Annotated in this window: 25 protein-coding genes and 1 pseudogene; 16 read left to right on the forward strand and 10 right to left on the reverse strand. The window is 44.0% G+C overall.

Going from position 1 to position 24,443, the window contains the following annotated elements:
• Window positions 1–2 precede the first annotated feature (2 nt).
• The 4 genes from A9E74_RS01470 (at window position 3) to A9E74_RS01485 (ending at window position 4,517) form a co-directional block, all read left to right on the forward strand.
• Window positions 3–170 (forward strand): rubredoxin, encoded by a 168-nt coding sequence (locus tag A9E74_RS01470; RefSeq protein ID WP_069294891.1) that lies wholly within the window; start codon window positions 3–5, stop codon window positions 168–170.
• Window positions 171–303: 133 nt separating this feature from the next.
• A complete protein-coding gene (recF, locus tag A9E74_RS01475; RefSeq protein WP_069294892.1) occupies window positions 304–1,380 on the forward strand; it encodes a DNA replication/repair protein RecF in 1,077 nt (358 codons plus the stop codon).
• 75 nt (window positions 1,381–1,455) lie between these two features.
• Window positions 1,456–3,870 (forward strand): DNA topoisomerase (ATP-hydrolyzing) subunit B, encoded by a 2,415-nt coding sequence (gene gyrB, locus A9E74_RS01480; protein WP_069294893.1) that lies wholly within the window; start codon window positions 1,456–1,458, stop codon window positions 3,868–3,870.
• Between the two features lie 89 nt (window positions 3,871–3,959).
• Window positions 3,960–4,517 carry a cytochrome b gene (locus A9E74_RS01485; RefSeq protein ID WP_069294894.1) on the forward strand — a complete coding sequence of 186 codons (558 nt, stop codon included), beginning with the start codon at window positions 3,960–3,962 and terminating at the stop codon, window positions 4,515–4,517.
• 65 nt (window positions 4,518–4,582) lie between these two features.
• Here A9E74_RS01485 and A9E74_RS01490 read toward each other — a convergent pair whose 3' ends face one another.
• The gene (locus tag A9E74_RS01490) at window positions 4,583–5,896 is read right to left on the reverse strand and encodes an NAD(P)/FAD-dependent oxidoreductase (RefSeq protein ID WP_069294895.1); all 1,314 of its coding nucleotides are present in this window, start codon (window positions 5,894–5,896) and stop codon (window positions 4,583–4,585) included.
• Between the two features lie 137 nt (window positions 5,897–6,033).
• Here A9E74_RS01490 and A9E74_RS01495 point away from each other — a divergent pair, with 137 nt between their 5' ends.
• The 4 genes and pseudogenes from A9E74_RS01495 (at window position 6,034) to A9E74_RS01510 (ending at window position 9,314) form a co-directional block, all read left to right on the forward strand.
• A complete protein-coding gene (locus A9E74_RS01495) occupies window positions 6,034–6,594 on the forward strand; it encodes a flavoprotein (protein ID WP_069294896.1) in 561 nt (186 codons plus the stop codon).
• Window positions 6,587–8,062: a DUF6513 domain-containing protein gene (locus A9E74_RS01500; protein ID WP_069294897.1), complete on the forward strand. Its 1,476-nt coding sequence runs from the start codon at window positions 6,587–6,589 to the stop codon at window positions 8,060–8,062. The genes A9E74_RS01495 and A9E74_RS01500 overlap by 8 nt, the downstream gene beginning before the upstream one ends.
• On the forward strand, window positions 8,034–8,618 hold the full coding sequence (locus tag A9E74_RS01505) for a DUF447 domain-containing protein (RefSeq protein WP_069294898.1): 585 nt from the start codon (window positions 8,034–8,036) through the stop codon (window positions 8,616–8,618). Before A9E74_RS01500 ends, A9E74_RS01505 begins: the two co-directional genes overlap by 29 nt.
• Window positions 8,611–9,314 (forward strand): annotated as a pseudogene (locus A9E74_RS01510) ((5-formylfuran-3-yl)methyl phosphate synthase). Before A9E74_RS01505 ends, A9E74_RS01510 begins: the two are co-directional and overlap by 8 nt.
• Before the next feature lie 29 nt (window positions 9,315–9,343).
• On the opposite strand, the gene metE reads toward A9E74_RS01510, so the two are convergent.
• Complete coding sequence (gene metE / locus A9E74_RS01515; RefSeq protein WP_069294899.1) at window positions 9,344–11,623, reverse strand: 5-methyltetrahydropteroyltriglutamate--homocysteine S-methyltransferase; 2,280 nt, start codon at window positions 11,621–11,623, stop codon at window positions 9,344–9,346.
• Window positions 11,624–11,723: 100 nt separating this feature from the next.
• On the opposite strand from metE, the gene A9E74_RS01520 reads away from it, so the two are divergent.
• Window positions 11,724–12,620: a LysR family transcriptional regulator gene (locus A9E74_RS01520; protein WP_069294900.1), complete on the forward strand. Its 897-nt coding sequence runs from the start codon at window positions 11,724–11,726 to the stop codon at window positions 12,618–12,620.
• A 2-nt stretch (window positions 12,621–12,622) separates the two neighbouring features.
• Here A9E74_RS01520 and A9E74_RS01525 read toward each other — a convergent pair whose 3' ends face one another.
• The 5 genes from A9E74_RS01525 to gpmI are packed head-to-tail and all read right to left on the reverse strand — an operon-like array spanning window position 12,623 to window position 18,043.
• Complete coding sequence (locus A9E74_RS01525; RefSeq protein ID WP_069294901.1) at window positions 12,623–13,426, reverse strand: response regulator; 804 nt, start codon at window positions 13,424–13,426, stop codon at window positions 12,623–12,625.
• Between the two features lie 12 nt (window positions 13,427–13,438).
• Entirely contained in the window at window positions 13,439–13,993 is a 555-nt protein-coding gene (locus A9E74_RS01530; protein ID WP_069294902.1) for a DJ-1 family glyoxalase III, read from the reverse strand.
• A gap of 10 nt (window positions 13,994–14,003) precedes the next feature.
• The gene (locus A9E74_RS01535) at window positions 14,004–15,329 is read right to left on the reverse strand and encodes a S41 family peptidase (RefSeq protein ID WP_069294903.1); all 1,326 of its coding nucleotides are present in this window, start codon (window positions 15,327–15,329) and stop codon (window positions 14,004–14,006) included.
• Between the two features lie 24 nt (window positions 15,330–15,353).
• A complete protein-coding gene (locus A9E74_RS01540) occupies window positions 15,354–16,499 on the reverse strand; it encodes a murein hydrolase activator EnvC family protein (RefSeq protein ID WP_069294904.1) in 1,146 nt (381 codons plus the stop codon).
• 11 nt (window positions 16,500–16,510) lie between these two features.
• Window positions 16,511–18,043, reverse strand: a complete 1,533-nt coding sequence (gene gpmI, locus A9E74_RS01545) for a 2,3-bisphosphoglycerate-independent phosphoglycerate mutase (RefSeq protein WP_069294905.1) — start codon at window positions 18,041–18,043, stop codon at window positions 16,511–16,513.
• A 154-nt stretch (window positions 18,044–18,197) separates the two neighbouring features.
• On the opposite strand from gpmI, the gene A9E74_RS01550 reads away from it, so the two are divergent.
• From A9E74_RS01550 to A9E74_RS01575, 6 genes are read left to right on the forward strand one after another with little or no spacing between them, the layout of a single operon-like run.
• Window positions 18,198–18,494 carry an ArsR/SmtB family transcription factor gene (locus A9E74_RS01550; RefSeq protein WP_069294906.1) on the forward strand — a complete coding sequence of 99 codons (297 nt, stop codon included), beginning with the start codon at window positions 18,198–18,200 and terminating at the stop codon, window positions 18,492–18,494.
• A gap of 35 nt (window positions 18,495–18,529) precedes the next feature.
• Window positions 18,530–18,949, forward strand: coding sequence for a rhodanese-like domain-containing protein (locus A9E74_RS01555; protein ID WP_069294907.1), 420 nt, complete (start codon window positions 18,530–18,532; stop codon window positions 18,947–18,949).
• An 18-nt stretch (window positions 18,950–18,967) separates the two neighbouring features.
• On the forward strand, window positions 18,968–19,225 hold the full coding sequence (gene grxC / locus A9E74_RS01560; RefSeq protein WP_069294908.1) for a glutaredoxin 3: 258 nt from the start codon (window positions 18,968–18,970) through the stop codon (window positions 19,223–19,225).
• Window positions 19,226–19,246: 21 nt separating this feature from the next.
• On the forward strand, window positions 19,247–19,729 hold the full coding sequence (gene secB / locus A9E74_RS01565; RefSeq protein ID WP_069294909.1) for a protein-export chaperone SecB: 483 nt from the start codon (window positions 19,247–19,249) through the stop codon (window positions 19,727–19,729).
• A 19-nt stretch (window positions 19,730–19,748) separates the two neighbouring features.
• Entirely contained in the window at window positions 19,749–20,771 is a 1,023-nt protein-coding gene (locus A9E74_RS01570) for an NAD(P)H-dependent glycerol-3-phosphate dehydrogenase (RefSeq protein WP_069294910.1), read from the forward strand.
• Between the two features lie 30 nt (window positions 20,772–20,801).
• On the forward strand, window positions 20,802–21,671 hold the full coding sequence (locus A9E74_RS01575) for a hypothetical protein (RefSeq protein WP_069294911.1): 870 nt from the start codon (window positions 20,802–20,804) through the stop codon (window positions 21,669–21,671).
• 53 nt (window positions 21,672–21,724) lie between these two features.
• Here the strand turns inward: A9E74_RS01575 and A9E74_RS01580 are convergent, their stop codons facing one another.
• The gene (locus tag A9E74_RS01580) at window positions 21,725–22,888 is read right to left on the reverse strand and encodes a class I SAM-dependent methyltransferase (protein ID WP_069294912.1); all 1,164 of its coding nucleotides are present in this window, start codon (window positions 22,886–22,888) and stop codon (window positions 21,725–21,727) included.
• A gap of 16 nt (window positions 22,889–22,904) precedes the next feature.
• Between A9E74_RS01580 and A9E74_RS01585 the strand changes: the two genes are divergently transcribed.
• Window positions 22,905–23,624 carry an SDR family oxidoreductase gene (locus tag A9E74_RS01585; RefSeq protein ID WP_069294913.1) on the forward strand — a complete coding sequence of 240 codons (720 nt, stop codon included), beginning with the start codon at window positions 22,905–22,907 and terminating at the stop codon, window positions 23,622–23,624.
• Here the strand turns inward: A9E74_RS01585 and A9E74_RS01590 are convergent.
• Together A9E74_RS01590 and folB are read right to left on the reverse strand one after the other, a co-directional pair.
• Window positions 23,556–24,083 (reverse strand): 2-amino-4-hydroxy-6-hydroxymethyldihydropteridine diphosphokinase, encoded by a 528-nt coding sequence (locus A9E74_RS01590; RefSeq protein WP_084002802.1) that lies wholly within the window; start codon window positions 24,081–24,083, stop codon window positions 23,556–23,558. The two genes, A9E74_RS01585 and A9E74_RS01590, sit on opposite strands and share 69 nt — an antisense overlap.
• Window positions 24,080–24,433 carry a dihydroneopterin aldolase gene (folB, locus tag A9E74_RS01595; RefSeq protein WP_069294915.1) on the reverse strand — a complete coding sequence of 118 codons (354 nt, stop codon included), beginning with the start codon at window positions 24,431–24,433 and terminating at the stop codon, window positions 24,080–24,082. Before folB ends, A9E74_RS01590 begins: the two co-directional genes overlap by 4 nt.
• Window positions 24,434–24,443 lie beyond the last annotated feature (10 nt).

The raw sequence follows: 24,443 nt of genomic DNA on the forward strand, positions 1-24,443 counted from the left end.
CAATGCGTAAGTGGCAATGTTTGGTGTGTGGGTTTATCTATGACGAAGCCAAAGGTTTACCTGAAGAAGGAATTCCGGCGGGCACCTCATGGGATGATATTCCGGATGATTGGGAATGCCCAGAATGTGGTGTAGGTAAAGAAGATTTTGAGATGCTTGAAATCGAATAACAAACATCTTGATTGAGCGTGAGTGATTACAGATTCTGATCTTGCTTGTAGCAGCAGGTTGTCGGAACTGTATATGTATATCCTCTCTCTTTAAAGCCAAATCATAAAACGAACAACTCTTATTGTTATTTAAGTGATTACCGAAATCTCCCTTTCCCAGTTTCGAAATATCCAGAAGTCAGTTTTTTATCCTGCCTCAGGAATAAATTTATTGATTGGCGAAAATGGTTCCGGTAAGACCAGTGTTTTGGAAGCGGTTTATTTACTGGCTATGGGACGCTCGTTCCGAACACGAAATTTAAAGCATGTCATTCAAACTGACGAAAAACAGACGCAGATTTTTGCCAGAATTCACCCTGGCATTCCAGTAGGGATGCAAATTTCTTCAATACTTGGAACACAAATTCGTTTAAACAATGCGCCACTGAAAAAACTTTCAGACTTAGCCAGTCATCTCCCGCTTCAATACATACCAGCAAATTGTCACCAGTTTTTTGATCTTGGTCCAGGCTTTCGGCGAAAAGTTATCGACTGGGGATTGTTTCACGTGGAACAAGAGTTCATGTTTCATTGGCAGGCATATAAAAAAATACTCTCTCAACGTAATGCGGCTTTGCGTAATTCAAAACCAATCAATGAAGTCAGACTATGGGATTCGTCGCTTATTGAGCACGGATTGAAAATAACTCTCTATCGTGATGACTATTTAACAACGTTATTAGCTGAGTTTATTAAGTGGTTTAACTTGCTTTGCGCTGAGTATAGCAATGCAAAATATGAGATACGTTACTCGACAGGCTGGCCAAAAGATTCACAGTTCGCGGATGTTTTACATTCAACTATTTCAAGGGATACAGCTCTTGGCTATACACGATCCGGACCCCATGCAGCTGATTGGTCCATCAAAATAAATGGACAGGATCCAGCAGAGATGTGTTCACGTGGACAGCAGAAGATGTTTTTTTTAGCGATCAGCCTAGCTCAAATCTCCTTGCTGCGAGAGAAAACCCAACAAAAAAGTGTATTGTTAATAGATGATATAAGTTCAGAACTTGATGCTGAACACCAAGTATTGGCCATGAAAAGCATTAAGCGTTTAGGTATACAATCATTCATTACAACAACAAATCCAGAGCTTAATCGCTCAATAAATATCAATAAAAAAGACATAATGTTCCACGTGAAACGTGGTGAAATCAGCCAAGCATAGTCGAGCTGTCAACCGGCATCGATACATAGTAGAATGAACGATTGTGCATTGCCTTGCAGTAAAATGGATTAATTTATGACCACTGAAAACAATAGTTACGATTCTTCCAACATTAAAGTTCTAAAGGGATTAGACGCCGTCAGAAAAAGACCTGGTATGTATATCGGTGACACAGACGATGGTACTGGGTTACACCACATGGTGTTCGAGGTCTTAGATAATTCCATTGATGAATCTTTAGCTGGTTACTGCACAGAAATAAATGTGCGCATACACCCGGATGACTCAGTTTCTGTTGAGGATAACGGTCGTGGAATTCCTGTTGATATGCATGAAGGCGAAGGCGTTTCTGCCGCAGAAGTTATCATGACAGTCCTGCATGCCGGTGGTAAGTTTGATGATAACTCGTATAAAGTTTCAGGCGGACTTCATGGTGTAGGTATTTCCGTTGTCAATGCGTTATCCAAAAAATTAACGATGGAAATCAAACGTAATGGTTTCATGCACAAACAGACTTACACACACGGCGTACCGGATGCCCCACTAAAAGCATTTGAAGAAACTGAAGCAACAGGCACAAAAATTCAATTTTGGCCGAGCGAAGAAACCTTCACTCAAATCACTTACGATTACAAAATACTTGCCAAGCGGATCCGTGAACTTGCATTCTTGAACTCCGGGGTCAGAATTGTTCTTACCGATGAGCGTGATGAAAAGACAGAAGTATTCCATTATGAAGGTGGCATAAGAGCGTTTGTTACGCATTTAAATAAAAACAAAACGTTTGTTCACGAGCATGTAATAAACATCAGTGGTACGCGTGATGATGTTGTCGTTGAATTAGCCATGCAATGGAATGATTCATATCAAGAGAATATTTACTGTTTCACCAACAATATTCCACAACGTGATGGTGGTACCCACTTAGCAGGTTTTAGAGCAGCTTTAACCAGAAGCTTAAACCAATATATCGAAAGCGAAGGCTTGGCGAAAAAATCAAAAGTCGTTACCAGTGGTGATGATGCGCGTGAAGGGCTTACAGCAGTTTTATCTGTAAAAGTGCCAGATCCTAAGTTTTCATCGCAAACCAAAGATAAATTAGTTTCATCCGAAGTCCGTACCATTGTCGAATCTTTGGTAAATGAACATTTTCAGGATTTTCTGATTGAGAATCCTAGCGAAGCCAAACTGATTGCGAACAAAATGATCGATGCGGCTCGTGCTCGAGATGCAGCTCGTAAGGCTCGCGAATTAACCCGACGTAAGGGTGTTCTGGATATTGCCGGATTGCCTGGTAAATTAGCAGATTGCCAAGAAAGAGACCCTGCCCAATCAGAATTATTCTTAGTGGAAGGTGACTCGGCCGGTGGCAGCGCCAAACAAGGCCGTGATAGAAGAACGCAGGCGATTTTGCCGCTCAAAGGAAAAATCTTAAACGTTGAGCGCGCTCGTTTTGACAAAATGATAGGTTCAGCAGAAGTTGGAACATTAATAACAGCATTGGGTTGTGGCATTGGCCGCGATGAATATGATCCGGAAAAACTTCGCTACCACCACATCATTATCATGACCGATGCGGACGTCGACGGATCGCATATCCGTACTTTATTACTGACGTTTTTCTATAGACAAATGCCGGAATTGATTGAGCGCGGTCATGTATACATTGCTCAACCTCCTTTGTATAAAATCAAAAAAGGCAAACAGGAACGTTACGTAAAAGATGATGCTGAAATGGAGCGTTATCTAACGGAAGTTGCGTTAACCAATGCCGTGCTCTACCCCGCTGCAGATGCCGTTCCCATAGAAGGCAGCGCTCTAGCTCTGTTAGTGAATGAGTATCAAACTATTCGAGCAATCATCGCTCGTTTAGCCAATCATTATTATCCGGCATTTTTGGATGAGTTGATTTATCAAGCGGCAATACCAGAATTTACAAATACGACTGCGATGGCTGAATGGCTCAAGGCCATTGAACAACGTATGAACGCAATAATGCCAACAGGTACATTTTTTGTGTTGGGCCTGCAAAAACATGATAAAGAACCAATGCCACATGTGAATATCAGTTTCACGCGTCATGGCATCAGTAACGATTTTCATGTGCCAGGAGAGTTTTTTGCCAGTACTGAATATCAAAAAATCATGTCTTTCTCTAACAAAATCAATGGCTTGTTTGGTGATGGTGCAAGAATAGAGCGTGGCGAAAGAAATGAAAGTGTGCAACATTTTGCACAAGCAGTTAAATGGTTAATGGTTGAAGCGCGTCGTGGTCAACATGTGCAACGATATAAGGGCTTGGGTGAAATGAATCCAGAACAATTGTGGGAAACCACCATGGATAAATCCAAACGCCGTTTATTACAGGTACGGATATCGGATGCGATTACTGCGGATGAAACATTTAACACCTTGATGGGTGACAATGTTGAACCTCGTAGAGAATTTATTGAAACACACGCACTTCAGGCATCGAATCTGGATATTTAACAATAGGGAATTCTTCCCGCAGATAACGGTCACAAAAAGGTCATTCAGGAAATCTGAGTGGCCTTTTGTTTAATATTCAGGAGAAAAAAATGTCGATGAATGACGCTCGCTATGATCAAGTCCAGATAATTCTGCATTGGATAATAGCGGCGATGATATTTTTCATGCTGGGCTTGGGTTTATGGATGGTTGGATTACCGATGCAATCTGAACTTCCTCCCGATGAAGAAAGCGTACGCGCCTTTTGGTTCTTATTACATAAATCGATGGGCATAACCGTCGCAGCATTTATTATTTTGCGAATTGTCTGGCGTTTAACCCATAAAGCCCCTCCACTCCCAGCCAGCATCCCCACCTGGCAACAACGGGTGTCTAGCTTGGTACATTATTTATTGTATGCATTGATGATTGCGATGCCAATCACTGGCTATTTACAATCAATGTATAGCAAATACGACACAAAACTTTGGGGTATCACGCTTCCTCGGTTAGCTGAAGCAGATGCGGTGGCAAGAGAAACTTTTACCGATATTCATCAAATCTTAGCGTATCTGTTTATCGCCGTACTGGTTCTACACATTGGAGCGGCATTGAAACATCGGCTGAAAGGCTCTGAGGTGACCAGCAGGATGTCTTTATGGAAATAACTCATGGAAGTGAAAGTAATACAAAAAAGGCCCTTAAAGGGCCTTTTTTGGTAGAAATAAAACGATTAATGAAGTTTGATCTTTGGATGAACACTGCGACGGAACAGATGAGAAAGCGATAACATCATTACCCTGAATGGTCCGAATAGCGCAACTTGGTGCATTTTATATAACGATAAATACATTAAACGAGCCATAAGGCCTTCAACTTTCATACTGCCTTTGCTCAGGTTACCCATCAGATTACCAACAGTACCATAACGACCTAACGACACCAGTGAGCCATAATCATGGTAATGATATTCAGGCAACTCTTTATCTTTCATACGATTGATAATGGATTTATACACCAGTGAGGCCATCTGATGAGCGGCTTGGGCACGTGGCGGTACATTCTGATCCTGGCCAACCCACTTACAAGCACAGCAGTCGCCAATGGCATAGATATCATCATCAAAAGTGGTTTGCAGAGTTTGTTTTACCACCAGCTGGTTCATCCAGTTAGTTTCTAACCCATCAATATCTTTTAAAAATTCAGGTGCTTTAATGCCTGCAGCCCAAACTTTGATTGCTGCGGGAATATCTCGCCCACTTTGGGTTTTGATGGCTGTTTCAGTCACTTCGATAACCCGTTCACCAGCCAAAATCTGCACGCCTAATTCATTCAACTCTTCATGGGCTGCTGCAGAAATATTTTCGGGCAAACCAGGCAAAATCCGATCGGCGGCTTCAATCAATGACAGTTTGACATCTTGAGGTTTAACTTCGTCTAAACCATAAGCATTCAGTAAATGAGAAACTTCATAAAGCTGCGCACAAAGTTCAACACCGGTTGCACCGGCGCCAACGATTGCAATATTCAATTGACCTTCGTCCAATGGACGACCTTGAGTGTGTGCGCGTAAGTATGATTCCAGCAATTGATTCTGAAAAAATTCAGCTTGTTTAGTAGTATCTAAAAACAGGCAATGATCACGCACGCCTTTGATACCAAAATCATGACTGACACTGCCTACAGAGATAATCAAATAATCATAATCAAAGGTACGACGTGGAATAATTTCCAGTCCATCCTCGTTATAGGTTGGAGCCACCATAATTTTTTTATTCTGGCGATCCAAACCATCCATTTTACCGAGACGGAATCGAAAGCCACTGCACATGGCTTGGCTGAGATATTCAATTTCGTCTTCATGGGAATCAAGTGTGCCGGCAGCTACTTCATGCAGCAGCGGTTTCCAGATATGAGTATGCGTGTTATCAACCAGAGTCACTTGGGCTTTCTTTTTCTTACCCAGTTTCTTGCCAAGTTTAGTAACCAATTCCAGGCCACCTGCTCCACCACCAACAACAACAATTTTTGGTACTGCTTCTGACATAGATATGCGACTCCCATCAATCCGTTGCAAAATTGTGGTTAATTTTAACTGATAAAAATAACCACAACCTATCTAATTTTTACTCCTAAGCCAGAGTCTGGCAAAATTCATTAATTAAAATACAGTGAGATAGAATAATGCAATCAAGGCCTGAAAAGCCAAAATTGGCCTGGGCAATTACTGGATCAGGTCATTATCTCGATGAATGTCTGGAAATCATTCGTGATTTGCCCGACGTGGACTTGTTTTACAGCCGGGCGGGAGAAGAAGTTATCCGCATGTATGGCCATGATCCCAAAGCGTTAACTAAAGACGGACATGTCTATCGGGATCGCGCTGCCAGTTCGCCACCGGTCGGATTATTCTATCGTGGTGATTACCACACATTGGTAGTTGCCCCTGCGACTTCAAATACCGTTGCCAAAATGGTCATGGGATTATCCGATACGTTGGTTACAAATGTATACGCGCAGGCAGGCAAATGTCGTGTCCCAAGCATAGTATTGGCTTGTGATGCGATTCCCGAAGTTGACACACCGGCACCAGACCGTATGGTACGTTTATGGCCCAGAGCAATTGATCTGGCACACACCGAAAAATTGCGAAGCTTTGAAGCTACAACCGTTGTGGATTCCGCAGAAGCCTTATACGAAACTCTGAAAAAACGTCTGGAACAAGTTAACGCCGATCATGGCTGAAACCATTCTGTTTCTCACCGGTAAACTTGCTCAACCGAGTGTTGAAAAAGTATTGCAGGAAATGGCGCCACTGCCATTTGACTATAGGGTGCATCAATTAGGATTATCAGTTGCTGCATTAATGACCGATAAAATGATTGCCCGGCGTTTGAAACCGAAAGATTACGCAGGTTGTAAACAGATTATTGTGCCTGGTCGTTGTCGGGGAGATTTAGCTGAATTGAGTAAACTGTTAGGACTTGAAGTAGTGCGTGGTCCAGATGAAATAAAGGACTTGCCATTGTTTTTCGGCAAGGCCCGTAAAATCCCTGATCTCAGTCGTTATGACGTGAATATCTTTGCTGAGATTGTTGATGCGCCACAACGTGATATTGAGGGCATTTTAGAGCGTGCCCGCTATTATCGTGAATCTGGTGCAAATGTGATTGATATTGGCTGCCTTCCAGAAGAAAAATTCCCGTTAATGGAAGAAGCTATTGCCGCATTACATCAGGATGGATTCAAAGTTAGTGTGGACTCACTTTCTCTGGATGACTTAAGGAGAGCGGCTAAGGCAGGAGCGGATTATCTGCTAAGTCTGACCGAAGACACTATCGATCTTGCTAAAGAAACAGACGCAATCCCAATTTTAGTTCCGGCAGAACCAGGTTCTCTGGCATCACTGGAACGCGCTATGGAAGCAATGGATAAAATCGGCAAACCCTGGATTGCCGATCCGATTCTTGATCCCATTCACTTTGGTTTGACCGAATCAATTGTTCGCTACCATACGCTCAGACAAAAATATCCCGAGGCACCAATGATGATGGGCGTTGGCAATCTCACTGAATTAACCGATGCCGATACCAGTGGAATTAATGCCCTGCTGTTTGGCATTATTTCGGAGTTGAAAATAACCAATGTATTAGCCACCGAAGTCAGCCCGCATGCACGTCGAGCGATAAAAGAAGCCGATATTGCCAGACGTATGATGTTTGCTGCTCGTGATGACAATAGCTTGCCTCGTGACATTACGGCGGATTTATTGGTGAGTCATGACCGCCGACCCTTTACCGATACGGAGCAGGAAATTATTCAGCTATCTGAAAACATTAAAGATCCGAATTATCGGATAAAGATAGCGCCCAAAGGTGTTTATGTTTTTAACCGCGATGGACTGATACAAGATACCGATCCTTTTGCCTTTTACCCGCAATTACAAGTTAAAGATGATCCGGGCCACGCCTTTTATCTAGGTGTGGAACTCGCTCGTGCACAGATTGCCTGGCAGTTAGGCAAACGTTATACCCAGGATGAAGATTTGCAATGGGGGTGTGCCGTTGATCTGGAACAGGAAGATCTGAATGAACAAAAAGCGGAAGGCACGACGATGAAAAAACGCAGTCAGCGTGCATGTGGAACCGCCGAAGCTGAAACACCAATAAAAAAGGAGCGCGCTTGTGGCACGGCTGACCAGCAAGATACATGAAGTGATCGTTACTACTTTGGCTGAGAATGGTAAGCCCCATTCAGCACCAATGGGAATATCAGAAGTGAATGGTCACTTTCATATTAAACCATTCAAGCCCTCTTCTACCTACGATAATCTAATGCGGCATGGCCAATGTTCGATCAATTTCGTCGATGATGTCCGAATATTTGCCGGAGCATTAACCGGACGTCGAGATTGGCCAACTTCTTTGTGCCAACAGATCGAGGGTGAATACATATCCGATGCGTTATCGCATATTGAGCTGGAAGTGGTTCGACTGGATGATACCGATCCTCGTGCCTGTTTTTATGCTGCCGTGATCTGTGATGTTAATCATAAGCCTTTCAGAGGCTTTAATCGTGCGCAAAATGCCGTAATTGAAGCCGCTATCCTAGTCAGCCGTCTGGACATGTTATCTGAGCAGAAAATTCGTGATGAAATCGCTTATCTCACAATTGCAATTGATAAAACCGCCGGAGAAAGGGAGCTGGAAGCCTGGAGCTGGTTAATGGAAAGAGTTGAACAAGCAGGAATCGAATTACATTATGTCTAGGTGGTTAGCCAGCGTACAGTCGCTAGAGGAGGCTCAAACACTGGTTGAGCAGTTACCAGATATCCTGGACATGAAAAACCCTTCACAAGGCGCTCTGGGGGCATTAATGCACCAAACTGTAGCTGATATTGTTCAATGGGTGAATAAGCGGTGCCTGTGCAGTGCCACTGTCGGTGATTTAGCCATGCAGGCCGAAGTCATTTCAGCGGCTATTCATGATATGGCGGAGACCGGGGTTGATTTTGTTAAAGTCGGTTTATTTGACGGGCCAGGGCTCGTGCGTTGTATAGAGCAACTGGAAGGTAGCATTAAAGATTTGCAAACACCGGTAATAGCGGTTTTATTTGCCGATCAACTACCACAGCACAATTTGATTCCATTATTGAAAAAAACCGGTTTTGTCGGTGTGATGCTGGACACAGCCACAAAGAATGGCCTTGGATTACTCAACCATTTATCCATCCAGTCATTAAACAAATTTGTATTTGAAGCGAAATCGGCAGAATTACTATGTGGTTTGGCAGGTGCTTGAGAATCGAAAATATTCAGCAGCTAAGACCATTGGATGCGGATTATTTAGGTTTTCGTAGTGCGATATGCCATCAACACACCCGTACCAATCTCCTGGATCCGAATTTAGCTAAACAGATCCAGTTTCAAATGAACGCGAGCATGCCAAAAGCTAAAACCGGGTAGAGGACAGTTCCCCTACCCGACTTTTCTATTTAAGCTGTAAGTTGATCTCGCAATAATTTAGCCGCTGAAACCATCGCTTTCAGTGCGGGTTCAACCTCTTCCCAGCGGCGTGTCTTCAATCCGCAGTCTGGATTAACCCACAATTGCTGTTTATCAATCCGCTTAGCGGCTAGTTTTAACAAATCAACCATCCATTGTTCAGGGGGAATATTCGGGCTGTGAATATCATAAACACCCGGCCCAATGGCATTTGGATAGTCAAAGTCACGAAACACATCCAATAATTCCATCTGCGAACGTGAGGTTTCAATGGTGATGACATCGGCATCCATTGCCGCAATGGCTTCGATAATGTCATTAAACTCGGAATAGCACATATGGGTGTGGATCTGCGTTTTATCGGTGACGCCATTTGCAGTGATCTTGAAACTTTCCACCGCCCAGTCTAAATATTCCTGCCACTGAGATTGCCGTAAAGGTAAACCTTCACGTAATGCCGCTTCATCGATCTGAATGATTTTCACCCCAGAATTTTCTAAATCAATTACTTCATCACGAATCGCTAGCGAAATCTGTTTACAAGTTTCACTGCGCGGTTGATCGTCGCGTACAAAAGACCAGTTAAGAATAGTTACTGGCCCTGTCAACATGCCTTTAACCGGCTTGTCGGTCAGTGATTGTGCATAGCGGATCCACTCTATCGTCATCGGTCCAGGGCGGGATACATCACCAAAGATGATGGGCGGTTTGACGCAACGTGAACCATAGGACTGCACCCAGCCATTATCAGTAAAGGCAAATCCTTGCAGTTGTTGGCCGAAATATTCGACCATGTCATTACGCTCTGCTTCACCATGCACCAAGACGTCCAAATCAAGATCAAGTTGCTTGTCGATGGCATAACGAATTTCTGCTTGCATCTGCTGTTTATAGTCAGCATCACCAATTAAACCCAGACGATATTGTTTACGAGCCTGACGAATCAAATTCGTTTGTGGGAATGAGCCGATGGTGGTGGTTGGAAATGCGGGTAATTGCAGATCGGCTTGTTGGATCTTGGCACGTTGAGCATAGTCACTTTGGCGTAGAGCCTGCTCGGGTTGAATAGCCTCACAACGTTGTTTAACTGCAGGATTATGAACACGAATGGACCGCTGACGACGTTGAATAGCCTGTCTATTTTCAGCTAGTTGTTCAGCAACGCTTTCTCTGCCGCTATTGAGCGCTTTGGCTAACAGTTGAAGTTCATCGAGCTTCTGGACAGCAAATGCTAACCAATCGCGTACCTCAGTATCCAGATTCTGCTCGGATGCTAAATCAATCGGTACATGGAGCAATGAACAGCTTGGTGCCAGCCATAAGCGATCAACCAGCCGTTTATGCAGCGGCTCTAACAGATCAAGCGCCTGGTTGAGATCAGTTTTCCAGATATTTCTACCGTTGATAATTCCCAGCGATAAGACTTTATGTGATGGCAACCAATCAACAACCTGCGTAATTTCATTTGCTGCGTTGATAGCATCAATATGTAAACCTGCGGTAGGAAGTTCACAGGCCAGTTGTAGGTTTTGCTGAAGCTGACCGAAATAAGTCGTCAATAAAAGTTTTATTGGGGACTTGGCCAACGAAAAATAGGCTGTTTGAAAAGCCTGTTGCCACTCTAAAGAAAGCTCAGTGACCAGAATCGGTTCGTCAATCTGCACCCATTCAACACCGTTAGCTGCTAACTGACCAAGAATTTCAGCATAAATAGGCAATATTTTTTCTAATAATGCCAGTTTGTTACTTTCATCTTTACTTTTTCCCAGCCATAAATAACTAACCGGACCGAGCAGCACAGCTTTGGCCTGATGACCTGCTGATTGAGCCTCTTTGACTTGTTTTAGCAAGCGTTCAGGATGTGCCGTAAAGTCAGTTTGAGCAGTAAATTCGGGCACCAGATAATGGTAATTGGTATCAAACCATTTGGTCATTTCTGCCGCAGCGATTTGATGATTGCAGCAGTTAGTGCCAGCCTGACCCCTTGAAGCTTGGAAGTATTGGCTTAACGTATCAGCATTTTTGTCTACGCGTGCTGGCAGATTGCCCAGCAGCTGGCTGGTATCCAATACATGATCATAAAACGAGAAGTCACCTACCGGTTGCCAGTCCAGTTCCGCTTGAACTGCCCAATGATGTAAACGTAAGCTTTTGCCGGTTTCTTGTAATGTCTCAGCATTTGTTTCGCCACGCCAGAATTGTTCCAAAGCAAACTTTAACTCGCGTTGTCGGCCAATACGTGGAAAGCCAAGATTATGTGTGCTGACCATTCGATATCCTCTCAATCGGTTTTAAAGTCGCCCATTGTAATAAGCTTTATTGATGAGTAATAATGATGATTATTAACCAATTGATGAGATATATTCATACATGATCGAGCGCGCACATTTACGCATCATTCAGGCTTTGGCAGAAAACGGTAGTTTAACGGCGGCAGCCAATGCTTTATTTGTTACCCAATCTGCGTTATCACATCAAATTCGCTATCTTGAGCAAAAATTGGAAGTCAGCTTGTGGCAGCGGGATGGGCGAAAATTAAGACTGACCCAAGCCGGTGAATTGATGTTGCAAGTGGCTCAGCAGGTTTTGCCGGTTTTGGAGCAAACCGAGCAAACCTTGCAGGCTTATGCTGAAGGTCGTGCAGGAATACTGCGTATTGGGGTGGAATGTCATCCCTGTTATGAGTGGCTGAAACAAATATTGGCAGATTACCTGCGGGAAATGCCGCAGATGGATGTGGATATCGTGCATCAATTCCAGTTTTCCGGTATGGAAGGTTTGTTAAATCATCATATTGATTTGCTGGTGACACCGGATGCAGTGAATCAGGTTGGAGTGCAGTATCAGCCGATGTTTGATTATGAGTTAGTGTTGCTGGTGGAAGAAAGTCATCCATTAGCTCAGCAAAACTTTATTGAAGCCTCAGCGCTACAAAATGAGTTACTACTGACCTTTCCGGTAGCCCATGAACGTCTCGATGTGTTTACCCAGTTTTTAATGCCAGCGGGTATTCATCCGAGAAGCAAAGCTATGCAATCTATGGATATCATGGTGCAAATGGTGGCGTTGAAAAGAGGTGTTACGGTGTTACCTAACTGGTTAGCGTTGGAGTTTTGTCAAACCCTGCCGGTAAAAGCGATACGGCTTGGCAGAAAAGGCCTGGCTAAAAAACTGTTTGCTGCTATCAGAGAGTCGGATGATGAGGTTAGCTATTTGCAACGATTTATAACACTCGGCAAACAATCCAGAATACCCCATACTCTTTAGTGCTAGGTACGCTCGTCCAGCACACGGTACAAGATTTCGCGAATAGATTGTGGTTCAAATGGTTTATCAAGAATAGCGGATACACCCGCCTGTTCCACCTGGCCAAGTCTGGTCTGATTTTGCTCGCTGGTTACTACTAAAATAGGAACAAAGGTATTGCCCATTTCACTACGGATATGTTCGACCAGAGCCTGACCATCCATCTTCGGCATATTCAGATCAGTCACAACCAAATCAAACGTTTGTTGTTTAAGTTTTTCAATCGCTTCAATGCCATTTTCAGCCTGATGAATCTGATTTATTCCCATGTTTTGAAACACACGACAAAGGTGGTTGCGAGATACCAAGCTGTCATCAACCAAAAGGACTTCCAGCTGATCGACTTCATAATTCTGCAGTTCGATTTCGGCAGGATCAATGTGTTGCAGAGTCGTACGGATGGCTCGTTGCAGATTCGCGTGAGCGAAAGGTTTAGGCAGAATCGCAACAACACCAGATTGGCGCAAAGGCTCAAGGGTTTCAATATTTGACTCGCTGGATATCAGCATGAAATGGGTATTTTCAAGATTATCCAGGCAGCGTATTGAAGCCAGTAATTCGGTCGCCGTCATATCTGGCAGATACATAGCGCTGATCACTAGATCGGGAGGATATTTTTGCATGGCGACAATGGCTTGAGCGCCGTCATGAACTCCATCAATTTTTTCTACGCCAGCCTGACGTAATTCACGCATGATAATTTTCAGCTGAACCGAAGATGGCTCAACCAGTAATATCGACAATTCTGATTCATCAAGTGAATTCATGCTGTTTCCGTTTTAGCGAATAACGAGGCCCGCTTCAACTTTGCTGCGGGTTGTTTCATCCATTAATTTTTCGATAATCATCAAGGCAAAAGCCATGGCGGTTCCCGGCCCACGAGAGGTGATGACTTTATTATCGCAAACGACAGCATCATTACTGAATTGAAGTTCTGGCCATTCTTTAGGCTCAAGAACGCCGGGATAGCAGCTCACTTTACGCCCATCAAGTAAACCAGCATGCGCTAAAACCATTGGTGCGGCACAAATGGCACCAATCCAGTTACCTCCTTGATATAAACGTTTAACCAAAACGTGAATACGTGGATCCGCATCGAGATTATTTGTGCCGGGTTGTCCGCCTGGCAACACCAACATATCAAATTCGTCATCGATTACTTGAGCCAGCGTGGTGTCTGCTACTAACCTGACACCCCGACTGGCGGTAATTTGCTGATGTTCGGACAAACTTGCCGTAACCACCTGAATCTCTGCTCGACGCAGTACATCTATCAAGGTTACTGCTTCGAGTTCTTCGCAGCCTTCTGCCAGAGGTATCAGTACAGTGGTCATGAAACCTGGATTAACGCTTGCTCAAAATATGCATGCCTTTCAGCAGATTCAATGCTTGTGACAATGGATAATCACGTAACGCTAAAGGCTGTTTTTCTTCTTCGTCTGTAGCTTCTTCTTTAGGCGTGGCCTCATTGAGTTGCTCAAGTAAGCCATTTTCCAGATGACGGCTCAAGTCCGCTTCACGCAGCGGCTGGAAACCGTTATCTTCGGCTGCACTGATTTGTAGAGCATCCAACTTGATATCTGGTTCAATACCATCAGCCTGGATTGAGCGGCCAGAAGGTGTGTAATAGCGCGCAGTAGTCATTTTCACCGCGGTATCGTTGGTTAAAGGCATAACCGTTTGCACGGAGCCTTTACCAAAGGTTTTAGTACCCAGTATGACTGCACGTTGGTGATCTTGCAGTGCACCAGCCACAATTTCAGAGGCTGAGGCCGATCCGCCATTGACCAGCACCACAATCGGGGCACCATTCAACATATCTCCGGGTTTGGCATGGAATTTTTGATCTGAATCTTGAAGGCGACCTTCAGTGTAAACAATCAAACCTTTATTAAGGAAAGCATCAGATACTTCTACCGCGGCATCTAAAACACCGCCCGGATTATTACGTAAATCCAGCACTAAACCCTTTAATTTTCCACCATTATCAGTTTTCAATTGATTTACCGCATCACGCAGGTTTTGACCCGTCGGCGATTGGAAGGTACTGATTCGTAAGTAACCATACCCAGATTCCAGTGTTTCTGAACGAACACTTTTCACTTTGATGATAGCGCGAGTCAGTTCAAGTTGTAGAGGCTTATCTGCCCCTTCACGAATGATGGTCAACAAAATTTTACTACCAGGTTCACCGCGCATGATATCGACAGCCTCGTTAAGGCTTAAACCTTTGACCGGCGTATCGTCCAAGCGAACGATTAAATCACCTGATTTAACGCCTGCTTCAGCCGCGGGGGTTTCGTCAATAGGTGCAACGACTTTCACAAAACCATCTTCCATTGAGACTTCAATACCCAGTCCGCCGAATTGGCCTGAAGTGCCTTCACGGAGATCTTTAAACTCACTCAGGTCAAGATAAGCTGAATGTGGATCCAGTCCGGAAAGCATGCCGCGAATGGCATTTTCCAATAAGGTTTTGTCTTCTACTGGCTCGACATAACTGCTTTTAATGCGGCCAAAGATTTCCGAGAAAGCTCTCAAATCATCGATTGGCAAGTCAGGCTTAACAACAGGGTTCTTATCGGCTAACACCATTTGGCCAAAAATCAATGTGATGCCGATAATGACACCCGCTGTTACCAGCGCAAAATCACGTTTCAAAAAGCGCATATGAACTTCATTCCTTATTTCTAGTTAACCTTGCTTGCGCAGCCATTGTATAGGATTAGTCGGACTGCCTTTATGACGTACTTCAAAATATAATCCAGCGATTTGTCTGACACCCTGATCACCACTTTGTGCGATCACATCCCCTGCTTTTACCGTATCTCCGGTGTTTTTAAGCAAGCTATCATTGTTGCCATAAAGTGTCATGAATTGTTCGCCATGGTCGATGATGATTAACAAACCAAAACCTTTCATCCAGTCGGCAAACACCACCCGCCCATCTGCACTTGCTTTGACTGACGTACCTTTATCGGATGCTATCAGTATGCCTTTCCAACTGAGTTTATCAAGATTACGTTGGCTACCATAGCTTGCCAGGATTTTTCCTGTTAAAGGCCATTGTAACTTCCCACTCAGACCCGAAAACCGTGCATTTGGTTTCACCGCTGCAGCAGGTGGTGGTCTTTGCGCTGCTTTTTTGGCAAGTGCGTTTAATAATGACTGTAAATCTTTCTCTTCTTGCCTTAGCGCTGATAGCTGAGCATCTTGTCCAGAGATTTTCTTATTCAATGCTGCAAGGGTGCTTTCTCGTTCTGCAGTTTGTTGTTTTAAAGCTTCTTGTTGTGCCAGTTGTTGCTGCTCTAGATCGCCCAGATTCTTCTTGACGGCATAAATGGCTTTTTCCTGTTCAGTCAGATTCAGCAGTGTGGTTTGTAAAGCTTCGATTTGCTGTTGACGGGCTGTGTGGAAATAACGGTAATAAGTGTTGCTACGACTGACTCGTTCGGGAGATTGTTCAGACAATAATATCTTCAAGTAGCTAGGTTGCGCATTCATAAACGCAGAACGGATCTGTTCATTCAAGGCTTCCAGCTGTTGAGCCTGTTGTTGCTCAGTTTGCCCTTGTTCAAGTTGAAGATTGAGTAATTCATCATCTTTAACGGCAATCGACTGTTTTAACTTGTTTAACTCGCGATTGATTTCTGAAACTTTGAGACTTTGTTTTTTTAACTGCTGTTGCAACTCTGCCTGGGTTTTTTTATTGAGATTTAAATTCTTGTCGAGTGTTGAGATCTCACCTCGAACGGCCTCCAACTTTTTTGCGGATGAAGGCTCAGCAGCGAGGTTTAAAGGCAAAAACAACCATAAAAACAGAATTAAACCACGAATCATAGCTTGCGAGTTCAGAGTAGTTTCACCAAAAGGTGATTATTCATTTCCGCCGGTATCGGCAGGCCCAACAGGTCTAGCATGGTGGGGGCAATATCGGATAACCCACCTTGCTCCATACATGCTGCAGGACGGCCAGCATAAATCAAAGGCACCAGATTGCTGGTGTGTGCGGTATGAGCTTGACCTTTTTCATGATCAAGCATTTTTTCAGCATTGCCGTGATCTGCAGTAACCAACATTTCTCCACCGCTTTCTTTCAATGCAGACCAGATTTTGCCCAGACAATTATCCAATGTTTCGATGGCTTTAACGGTTGCGTCAAAGTTTCCGGTATGTCCAACCATATCGGCATTGGCAAAATTACAGATAATCACATCATATTGGTTGCTATGAATGGCTTTGACTAACTTTTCGGCCACTTCTGGTGCGTTCATCTCGGGTTGTAAATCGTAGGTATCGACTTTAGGGGATGGGACCAAAATCCGATCTTCGCCTTCATAGGGAGCATCTCGGCCACCATTAAAAAAGAAAGTGACATGCGCATACTTTTCGGTTTCGGCAATGCGTAACTGTTTTAAACCAACGGCAGAAATACACTCACCCAACAGGTTATTGAGTTTTTCCGGCGGGAACGCTACCGGAACCACAAAATCCTTTTTATACTCAGTTAGTGTGACAAATTGAGACAATTTTGGCGTTCGTGGTTTTACGAAATCATTAAACTCCGGATCAATAAACGTCTGGGTCAGTTCACGTGCTCGGTCCGCACGGAAGTTCATAAAGACGATGCTGTCGCCATCTTCAATTGGCACCGCTTCACCAATTTGCGTGGCTTTAACAAATTCGTCGGTTTCACCGCGATCATAAGCATCATTGATGGCTTGCAAAGCATTGTCTGCCTGATAAAGCGCATTGGCATTGGTAATCAATTCATAAGCCTGCTGGACTCTATCCCAGCGCTTGTCACGATCCATTGCATAGTAACGACCAATCACACTGGCAAAGCGTCCTTCGCCAGTTTCGTTAAAACTGGCTTGCATATTTTCGACAAATTGTAGAGCTGACTTGGGCGACGTATCGCGACCATCCAGAAATGCATGTAAATAGATTTTTTTGGCGCCACGATCTGCGGCGAGCTTGACCATTGCGTGAATGTGGCTTTCGTGACTATGTACCCCGCCATCAGATAACAAACCTAAGATGTGCAACGCTTTGTCATTGCGGACCACATCATCCACAACATCTGTCAGAGTTTGATTGCTAAAAAATGAACCGGTACGGATTGCGCGGCTGATGCGGGTGAATTCCTGATACACCACGCGACCTGCACCAATATTGAGATGCCCCACTTCCGAGTTTCCCATTTGATCTCCGGGCAAGCCTACGCCAGCGCCAGAAGCATTGATCAATGTGTGCGGGTAATCATTCCACAAATGATCCCAAACAGGCGTATGGGCAGCCATAATGGCATTATGTTGAGGGTCTTCACTATAACCCCAACCATCAAGAATGATTAGTGCAAGTGGGCGGTGCATGTGGTTCATGGATTTATCCTTTAATCACAGGTTGCGACGTCATCTTTGCTTGCCAAAAACAGTGAGCACTGCAAATCAACAACAATGCTGTGTATTATATGGGCTTTTGTAATCAATTACAGTTGCCATCGCATTGACGAACATCATCTCACAGGCTGGAAACATGAAGGCGCAGGCTCTTGATGAAGATATTGAGCGCGCTGCCTTTGCGCTGAAAGCAATGTCGAATCCTTTGCGCTTGAAAATTCTTTGTACTTTGGGGGATAAAGAATTGTCTGTGCAGGATATCGTAGATCATGTAGGCACCACGCAAAGTAATGTCTCTCAGCACCTTGCCAAATTAAAAGAAAAAAACATTTTAGCTGCCAGACGAGATGCGAATAGGATCTTTTATCGTGTTAAAGATGATCGTCTGTTAAGGCTGATCAGTATGATGTGTGAACTGTTCTGCGCAAAATAAGATACATCAATTATTCATAATTTTAGGGTTGTTTAATGGAAAATCTGGGCGAATTTATTATTAACCACTGGATACTGTCCAGCTTGTTTGTCGTATTGTTGTGGTTGGTTTTTTCCGATTCATTAACACGCAAACTCAGTGGTTTTAATACCATCGACGTAACGACGGCGGTCAATCTGGTAAATCAGCAAAAAGGCTGTTTTGTGGATGTTCGTGATAAAGCGGCGTTTGAGAGTTCACATATTGTCGATTCGGTAAATGTGCCACTGGCGGATATTGATGCGAATCTGAAGCCATTGAAAAAGAAAGAACAACCTTTAGTGCTGGTGTGTGACAGTGGTCAACGTGCCAAATCTGCAGCCAAGCAGTTTAAGACTCGTGGCTATACCAATATTCATGTACTGTCTGGCGGCTTACACGCTTGGCGAGATGCCAAATTGCCGCTGTTCAGTTAAGACCTGGAACGTGCTGATATGAACAAAGTCATCATTTATTCTTCTGGCCATTGCCCGTATTGCGTTATGGCTAAGCAACTGTTGGATCGTAAAGGTGTTGTTTACGATGAAATTCGGGTGGATCAGCATCCTGAAAAACGTGAAGAAATGATGCAAAAAAGTCAGCGCCGTACGGTTCCACAAATATTCATTAATGGTAAAGCGGTAGGTGGTTATACCGATTTGGTTGATATCGACCGGTCAGGCCAGCTCGATGCTTTATTAACAAATAATTAAACTTTAACGAGAGGGAAAATCATGGCTGAAGAAAATGCAGCAGCAACAGAAGAACAACAACCTAAGTTCATCATTCAGAAAATCTATACCAAAGATATTTCTTTTGAAACACCGAATTCTCCAGCAATTTTCCGTGAAGAATGGAAGCCAAAACTGGATCTGCAGTTAGGTAATGAATACAACCGTCTTGATGAAGACACCCATGAAATTATTCTGATTGTTACCGTTACCGCTAAAGTTAATGATCAAGTGGCGTTTTTGGCAGAAGTGAAACAGGCTGGTATTTTCACCTTGACCGGTTACAGCAAAGAAGAAATGGGTCCTTTAATTGGCAGCTACTGCCCGAATACGATTTTCCCGTTTGCTCGTGAAGTGATTTCAGACGTGGTCATTAAAGGCGGTTTCCCGCAGTTAGTGTTGGCGCCAGTTAATTTCGATGCGGTATACAGACATCAAATTGATCAAGCTCGTCAGCAAATGGAAGCAGCACAAGCCACGCATTAATTTTTGAACAAACAGAGTAATGAACGCTTCAACTTTAATGCCCACCTTAGTCATTGGTGCCGGTGCCTGGGGAACAGCACTGGCAATAGCCATGGCGAGAAACGGGCATGAAGTCTTGTTATGGGGACGTGATCCAGAACAACTTTCGCGGATAGCAGCAGAACGAATGAACAGCCGTTATTTGCCGGAAATTGTGTTGCCAGAGTCCTTAAAAATTGAAATGGATTTGGCCAAGGCATTGGCCCATTGTCAACATGTGATGGTTTCAGTACCCAGCGCAGCATTCAGTGAAACCTTAAATAAAATTAAACCTTTTCTGCCAAAAAACATCCCACTTAGTTGGGCAACAAAAGGTTTAACGCCGCAAACCGGGCAATTTCTGCATGATACGGCGATTGAAATTCTGGGTGCTGGACATCCGCTGGCAGTCGTTTCTGGCCCCTCTTTTGCCGCAGAAGTAGCAGCAGGATTGCCAACGGCATTAACGGTGGCTTCCCGGGATGGTGAGTTTGCCAAGGCGTTGGCAAATGCACTTCATGGTCCAGCTTTAAGGGCCTATACCACCAATGATGTGTTGGGGGTACAGATCGGCGGTACCGTAAAAAATGTATTGGCTATTGCCGCTGGAATTTGTGATGGGTTGGGTTATGGTGCTAATGCGCGAGCCGCTTTACTCACCCGCGGTATGGCCGAAATCATGCGCTTGGCCAGTGTGTTAGGAGCTGAACCAGAAACTATGTTTGGCTTGTCTGGGATGGGTGATTTGATTTTGACCTGCACTGATAATCAAAGTCGTAATCGTCAATTGGGTTTGGCTATTGGCTCAGGGCTTACCGTTGATGAGGCCGTTGTAAAGGTTGGGAAAACGGTTGAAGGGATGCATGCTGCAAGAGAGGTTTTATTACGCGCTCAGCAGGCAGGTATTGAGATGCCAATTGTCGAGCAGGTATGCAAAATCTTGTTTGAAGGGTACGATCCGCGCAAATCAGTTCAGGCATTATTATGTCGTGAACAAAAAGCAGAGTCTCCGGTAGTCGGATAAACGTGATACGAATTAATTGAGGAAATTTATATGCAAGGCATTGTGAAATACAGCAGCATCATTGCACTCAGCATGGCAATGACTGTCGGCTTGTCTGCCTGTGGCAACCCATTCAGTAAAAAATCATCCAATGATAATGAAGTCGTCATGTCACAAAGTGGTCCGAAACTGTGGGAGTCAAATCTGCAATACGTGCGATTGGTCGAGCGGGATCAACCTGGTACCAACCAGCATCCATTACCAATAAATTCTGATGAAATGCGAGAAGTGCTGTCTTCGTTGTATGTCAATCAACGGGTATTATTGAGAACACAACAGGTTCCTTTGTTCTCGCCAGGTGAATTGCAGATCTTGAGTTCAACACTTGCCCAAGGCTTAAGTCGCGCTCAACCGAATGAAGATATTACTTTTGTCACTTTAGGTGTTCATGCCGGCGCAATTGCGGCAGAGCGTAAAACCAACAGTGGTCGTGTGTTCATTGATAGTAATGGTCGTCTGAATATTATCTTTGGTTTGGTACATCAGGAATACCGCGATAAAGACCAAATTACCGGTCAGGATATTGATCGTCGGGTGAATCCATTGTTGCCGGGCAGCCGCAGAAGCGATTCCAGACCTGCTACGCAGGTAGTGCTTGATAATGGGCAGTCTTATTATGAAGTTGATGGCTCAGAGCGTTCAGACTGGTTAATTATTGATATTCCGACAGTATTGGCAACTGCTGCCGAACGTAAAGGTCAGGATACCGGTGCATTAACACCTGAAATGCGTGAAGAAATTGCCAGAACTAAACGTCAAACAGATAATTTGACTGACGATGTGGCAAACATCAAAGAAGTCCTGTTTGAAATGTCAGAGCAGCTTGAGCAGCTCAAACAGCAGCTTGAAGAAAAACAATAATCCCTATTCGGGTTATATAAATTAGGCGCTTCGGCGCCTTTTTTATTGAGCAATTACAGACGATAACGAAGGTCAGCGGATTTTGAGCGTGGCATCTCAACCTTTTTTGACAGGCTAAGCACTTTAAACAATTCACCCATTTGTTCTGGAAACAATAAACGTTTCAATGCCGCAGATTGCTGCATCTGCTGAAAGGCTTGATTTGCATTATCCTGACTAAGATTAAGAATCTCGCCAGCCAGCAGAAAATCGCTTTGTCTTTGATAACCTTCTACCTGCAGCCCTTCAGTAAGGGCTGTTTCAGCCAGCGCGGTGAAATCCACATGAGCAGTAATATCCTGTAAACCGACTAAAACCAGCGGATCATCATGTGCCTGATGACGATAATGACAACGCAACATGCCTTGATGACGCAAAGGATGAAAATAATCTTTGGCTTCATAACCATAGTCAATCAGATAGATAGCGCCCTGGTTCAGCAGATTAGCAATGGTGCTCAACCATGCTGGCGACTGTAAGGCGATTTCGGTCTGATATGGAAACAGCTCCAGCTGCGGCTGAATTTCTTCACAACGAGCTTTTAATTCGGGATTGGTTATAGGCTGAGTCTGCCATGCAAGTTCTCCGTTATGAACACTCACCCCTACTTCTAAAAGCTGCTCATTTTCAAACTGTACCCGATGCACCGGCATTGCGTCGCAGACTTCATTAGCGATAATTACACCATTAAATTCTACAGGTAATTGATCCAGCCAGATGACTAAGCTTGATATGTCACCTGATTGTTCTTTCAATTTATGACGCTGTATTTCACGTAAGTAGGCACTCGCTTCAATAATGTAATACTGCTTTGGTAAACAATCAATTTCAGCCAAATATAACAATAGATCGACGGCCATCTGACCGCTCCCTGCGCCAAATTCCAGGCAATCAGCTTCAGGGATTTGTTTAAGCACATCAGCAATATGATTGCCCAGCGCCTTGGAAAACAACGGAGTGATTTCTGGTGCTGTTATAAAATCCCCTGCTTTGCCAATTTTGCTCAAGCCATTACTGTAATAACCCAATCCAGTTTGGTATAAAGCTAATTGCATAAATTCTGCAAAGCTCAGCCAGCCATTGCGATCTTCGATGGTCTGATAAATCAGTTGCAACAGCTGAGCGCTATGCTGTTGCGCTATAGGGTCAGGTACAGGTAACGTGGCGGTGTGTTTCATTTAGTCGGAAATTTCAGTGGATAATCCCATTTTAGTAACAGGAGCCGGACGGCGGGTTGGATTTCATATTGCCTCCAGGCTAAAACAGGATGGTTATGACGTATTGGCACATTACCGTACTGAAACCGATGATGTCCAAAAACTAAGGCATTTAGGCATACAGACTATCCAGGCTGACCTGCAGGACACCAGTAGCATTATGGTGTTTATTGAGCAATTGCAGCAGTTAAGTCAATCGTATCGAGGCATTGTGCACAATGCGTCAGCTTTTACTCCGACGTCAGAAGATCTAAACCAAGCTGCTGAACAATATCAGCACTTTTTTACCGTGCACATGTTAGCGCCGTTTCTTATCAATCAGGCGTTATCTGCGACTTTAAAAGGCCCGGGAGATGATCCGGCGGATATTATTCACATCACTGATATCAACGTAGAAAACCCCACCCCGAGGTTTGATATCTACGGCACAACTAAAGCGGGGTTACATAACCTAACTGTGGTTTCTGCCAAAAAACTTGCGCCAAATATCAAAGTGAATTCAGTGGCGCCGGGGCCGGTATTATTTACCGAATCACATAGTCAAGAGGTTCGGCAGAAAATGTTGGCTGAAACCCCACTGGCCCGAGAAGGTGGTGCTGAGCCAGTTTATCTTGCCATCAAAAGTTTGCTAGAAAACCCCTTTATTACTGGCGCTACCATTCCAGTAGATGGTGGTCGCCGTCTCTCCAAAGCTTAGGTGCGATGTCTTGATTAAAACGCCTTCAGGTGGTGTTACTTCGGCAGTTTCAGTCAAATAACCTAATAGCTCACGAATGATCGGATAAAGAAAATATTCGTCAGTCACACTGCTCACGGTAATTTCAGCTTCGTCAGGCAATTTAAGTGAGCAGAGAATATCGATATCGGCAGGTCGATCTTTAGTTTTGCTTAATGGGTCGTCACGATCCCGACCTAACTGGGTTTCTATTTGATTGCAAAACACCTTAAGTTCACTTTGGGGCAAGTCGGTTTCAACAAAAATTATCGTATTTAAAAAATCGCGATAGCTATTCATTCCGACTGGTGGGATTTTCAATACGCGGCTGATATTAAGTTCACCAAATTCTCTCACTAAGGCTGTCACCATGGCAGCCATATTATCCTGCGGACTAATGTTAGAGCCCAGTCCAAGCAGATAGCCTTGCCGTTGCATCATCCGTTATAGCGCTCGATAACAATTTGTGCGTAATTCTGACCATGCAATTTGACCGGTTTGGTCAAGGTCAATTTGAGCTTTGGAATAGCAAATGTTTTCAACAACAATTGCGCCACCTCTTCTGCCAATCTTTCTATTAGCAGATAACGGCTGTTGGCAACAAATTCCACCAATACATTGGCTACAGCGCCATAATCCAACGTATTTGAAATATCATCTGATTTAGCTGCATGACGGATATCCCAGTCCATTTCCAAATCAAAACGCAGGGTTTGCAGAGTTTCACGCTCCCAATCATAAATACCAATAATGGTGTCTACTTTGAGATCATTAAGAAAAATTTTATCCATGATGTCGCTT

The organism is Methylophaga muralis, from assembly GCF_001720165.1.
In the GTDB taxonomy this organism is placed as follows: domain Bacteria; phylum Pseudomonadota; class Gammaproteobacteria; order Nitrosococcales; family Methylophagaceae; genus Methylophaga; species Methylophaga muralis.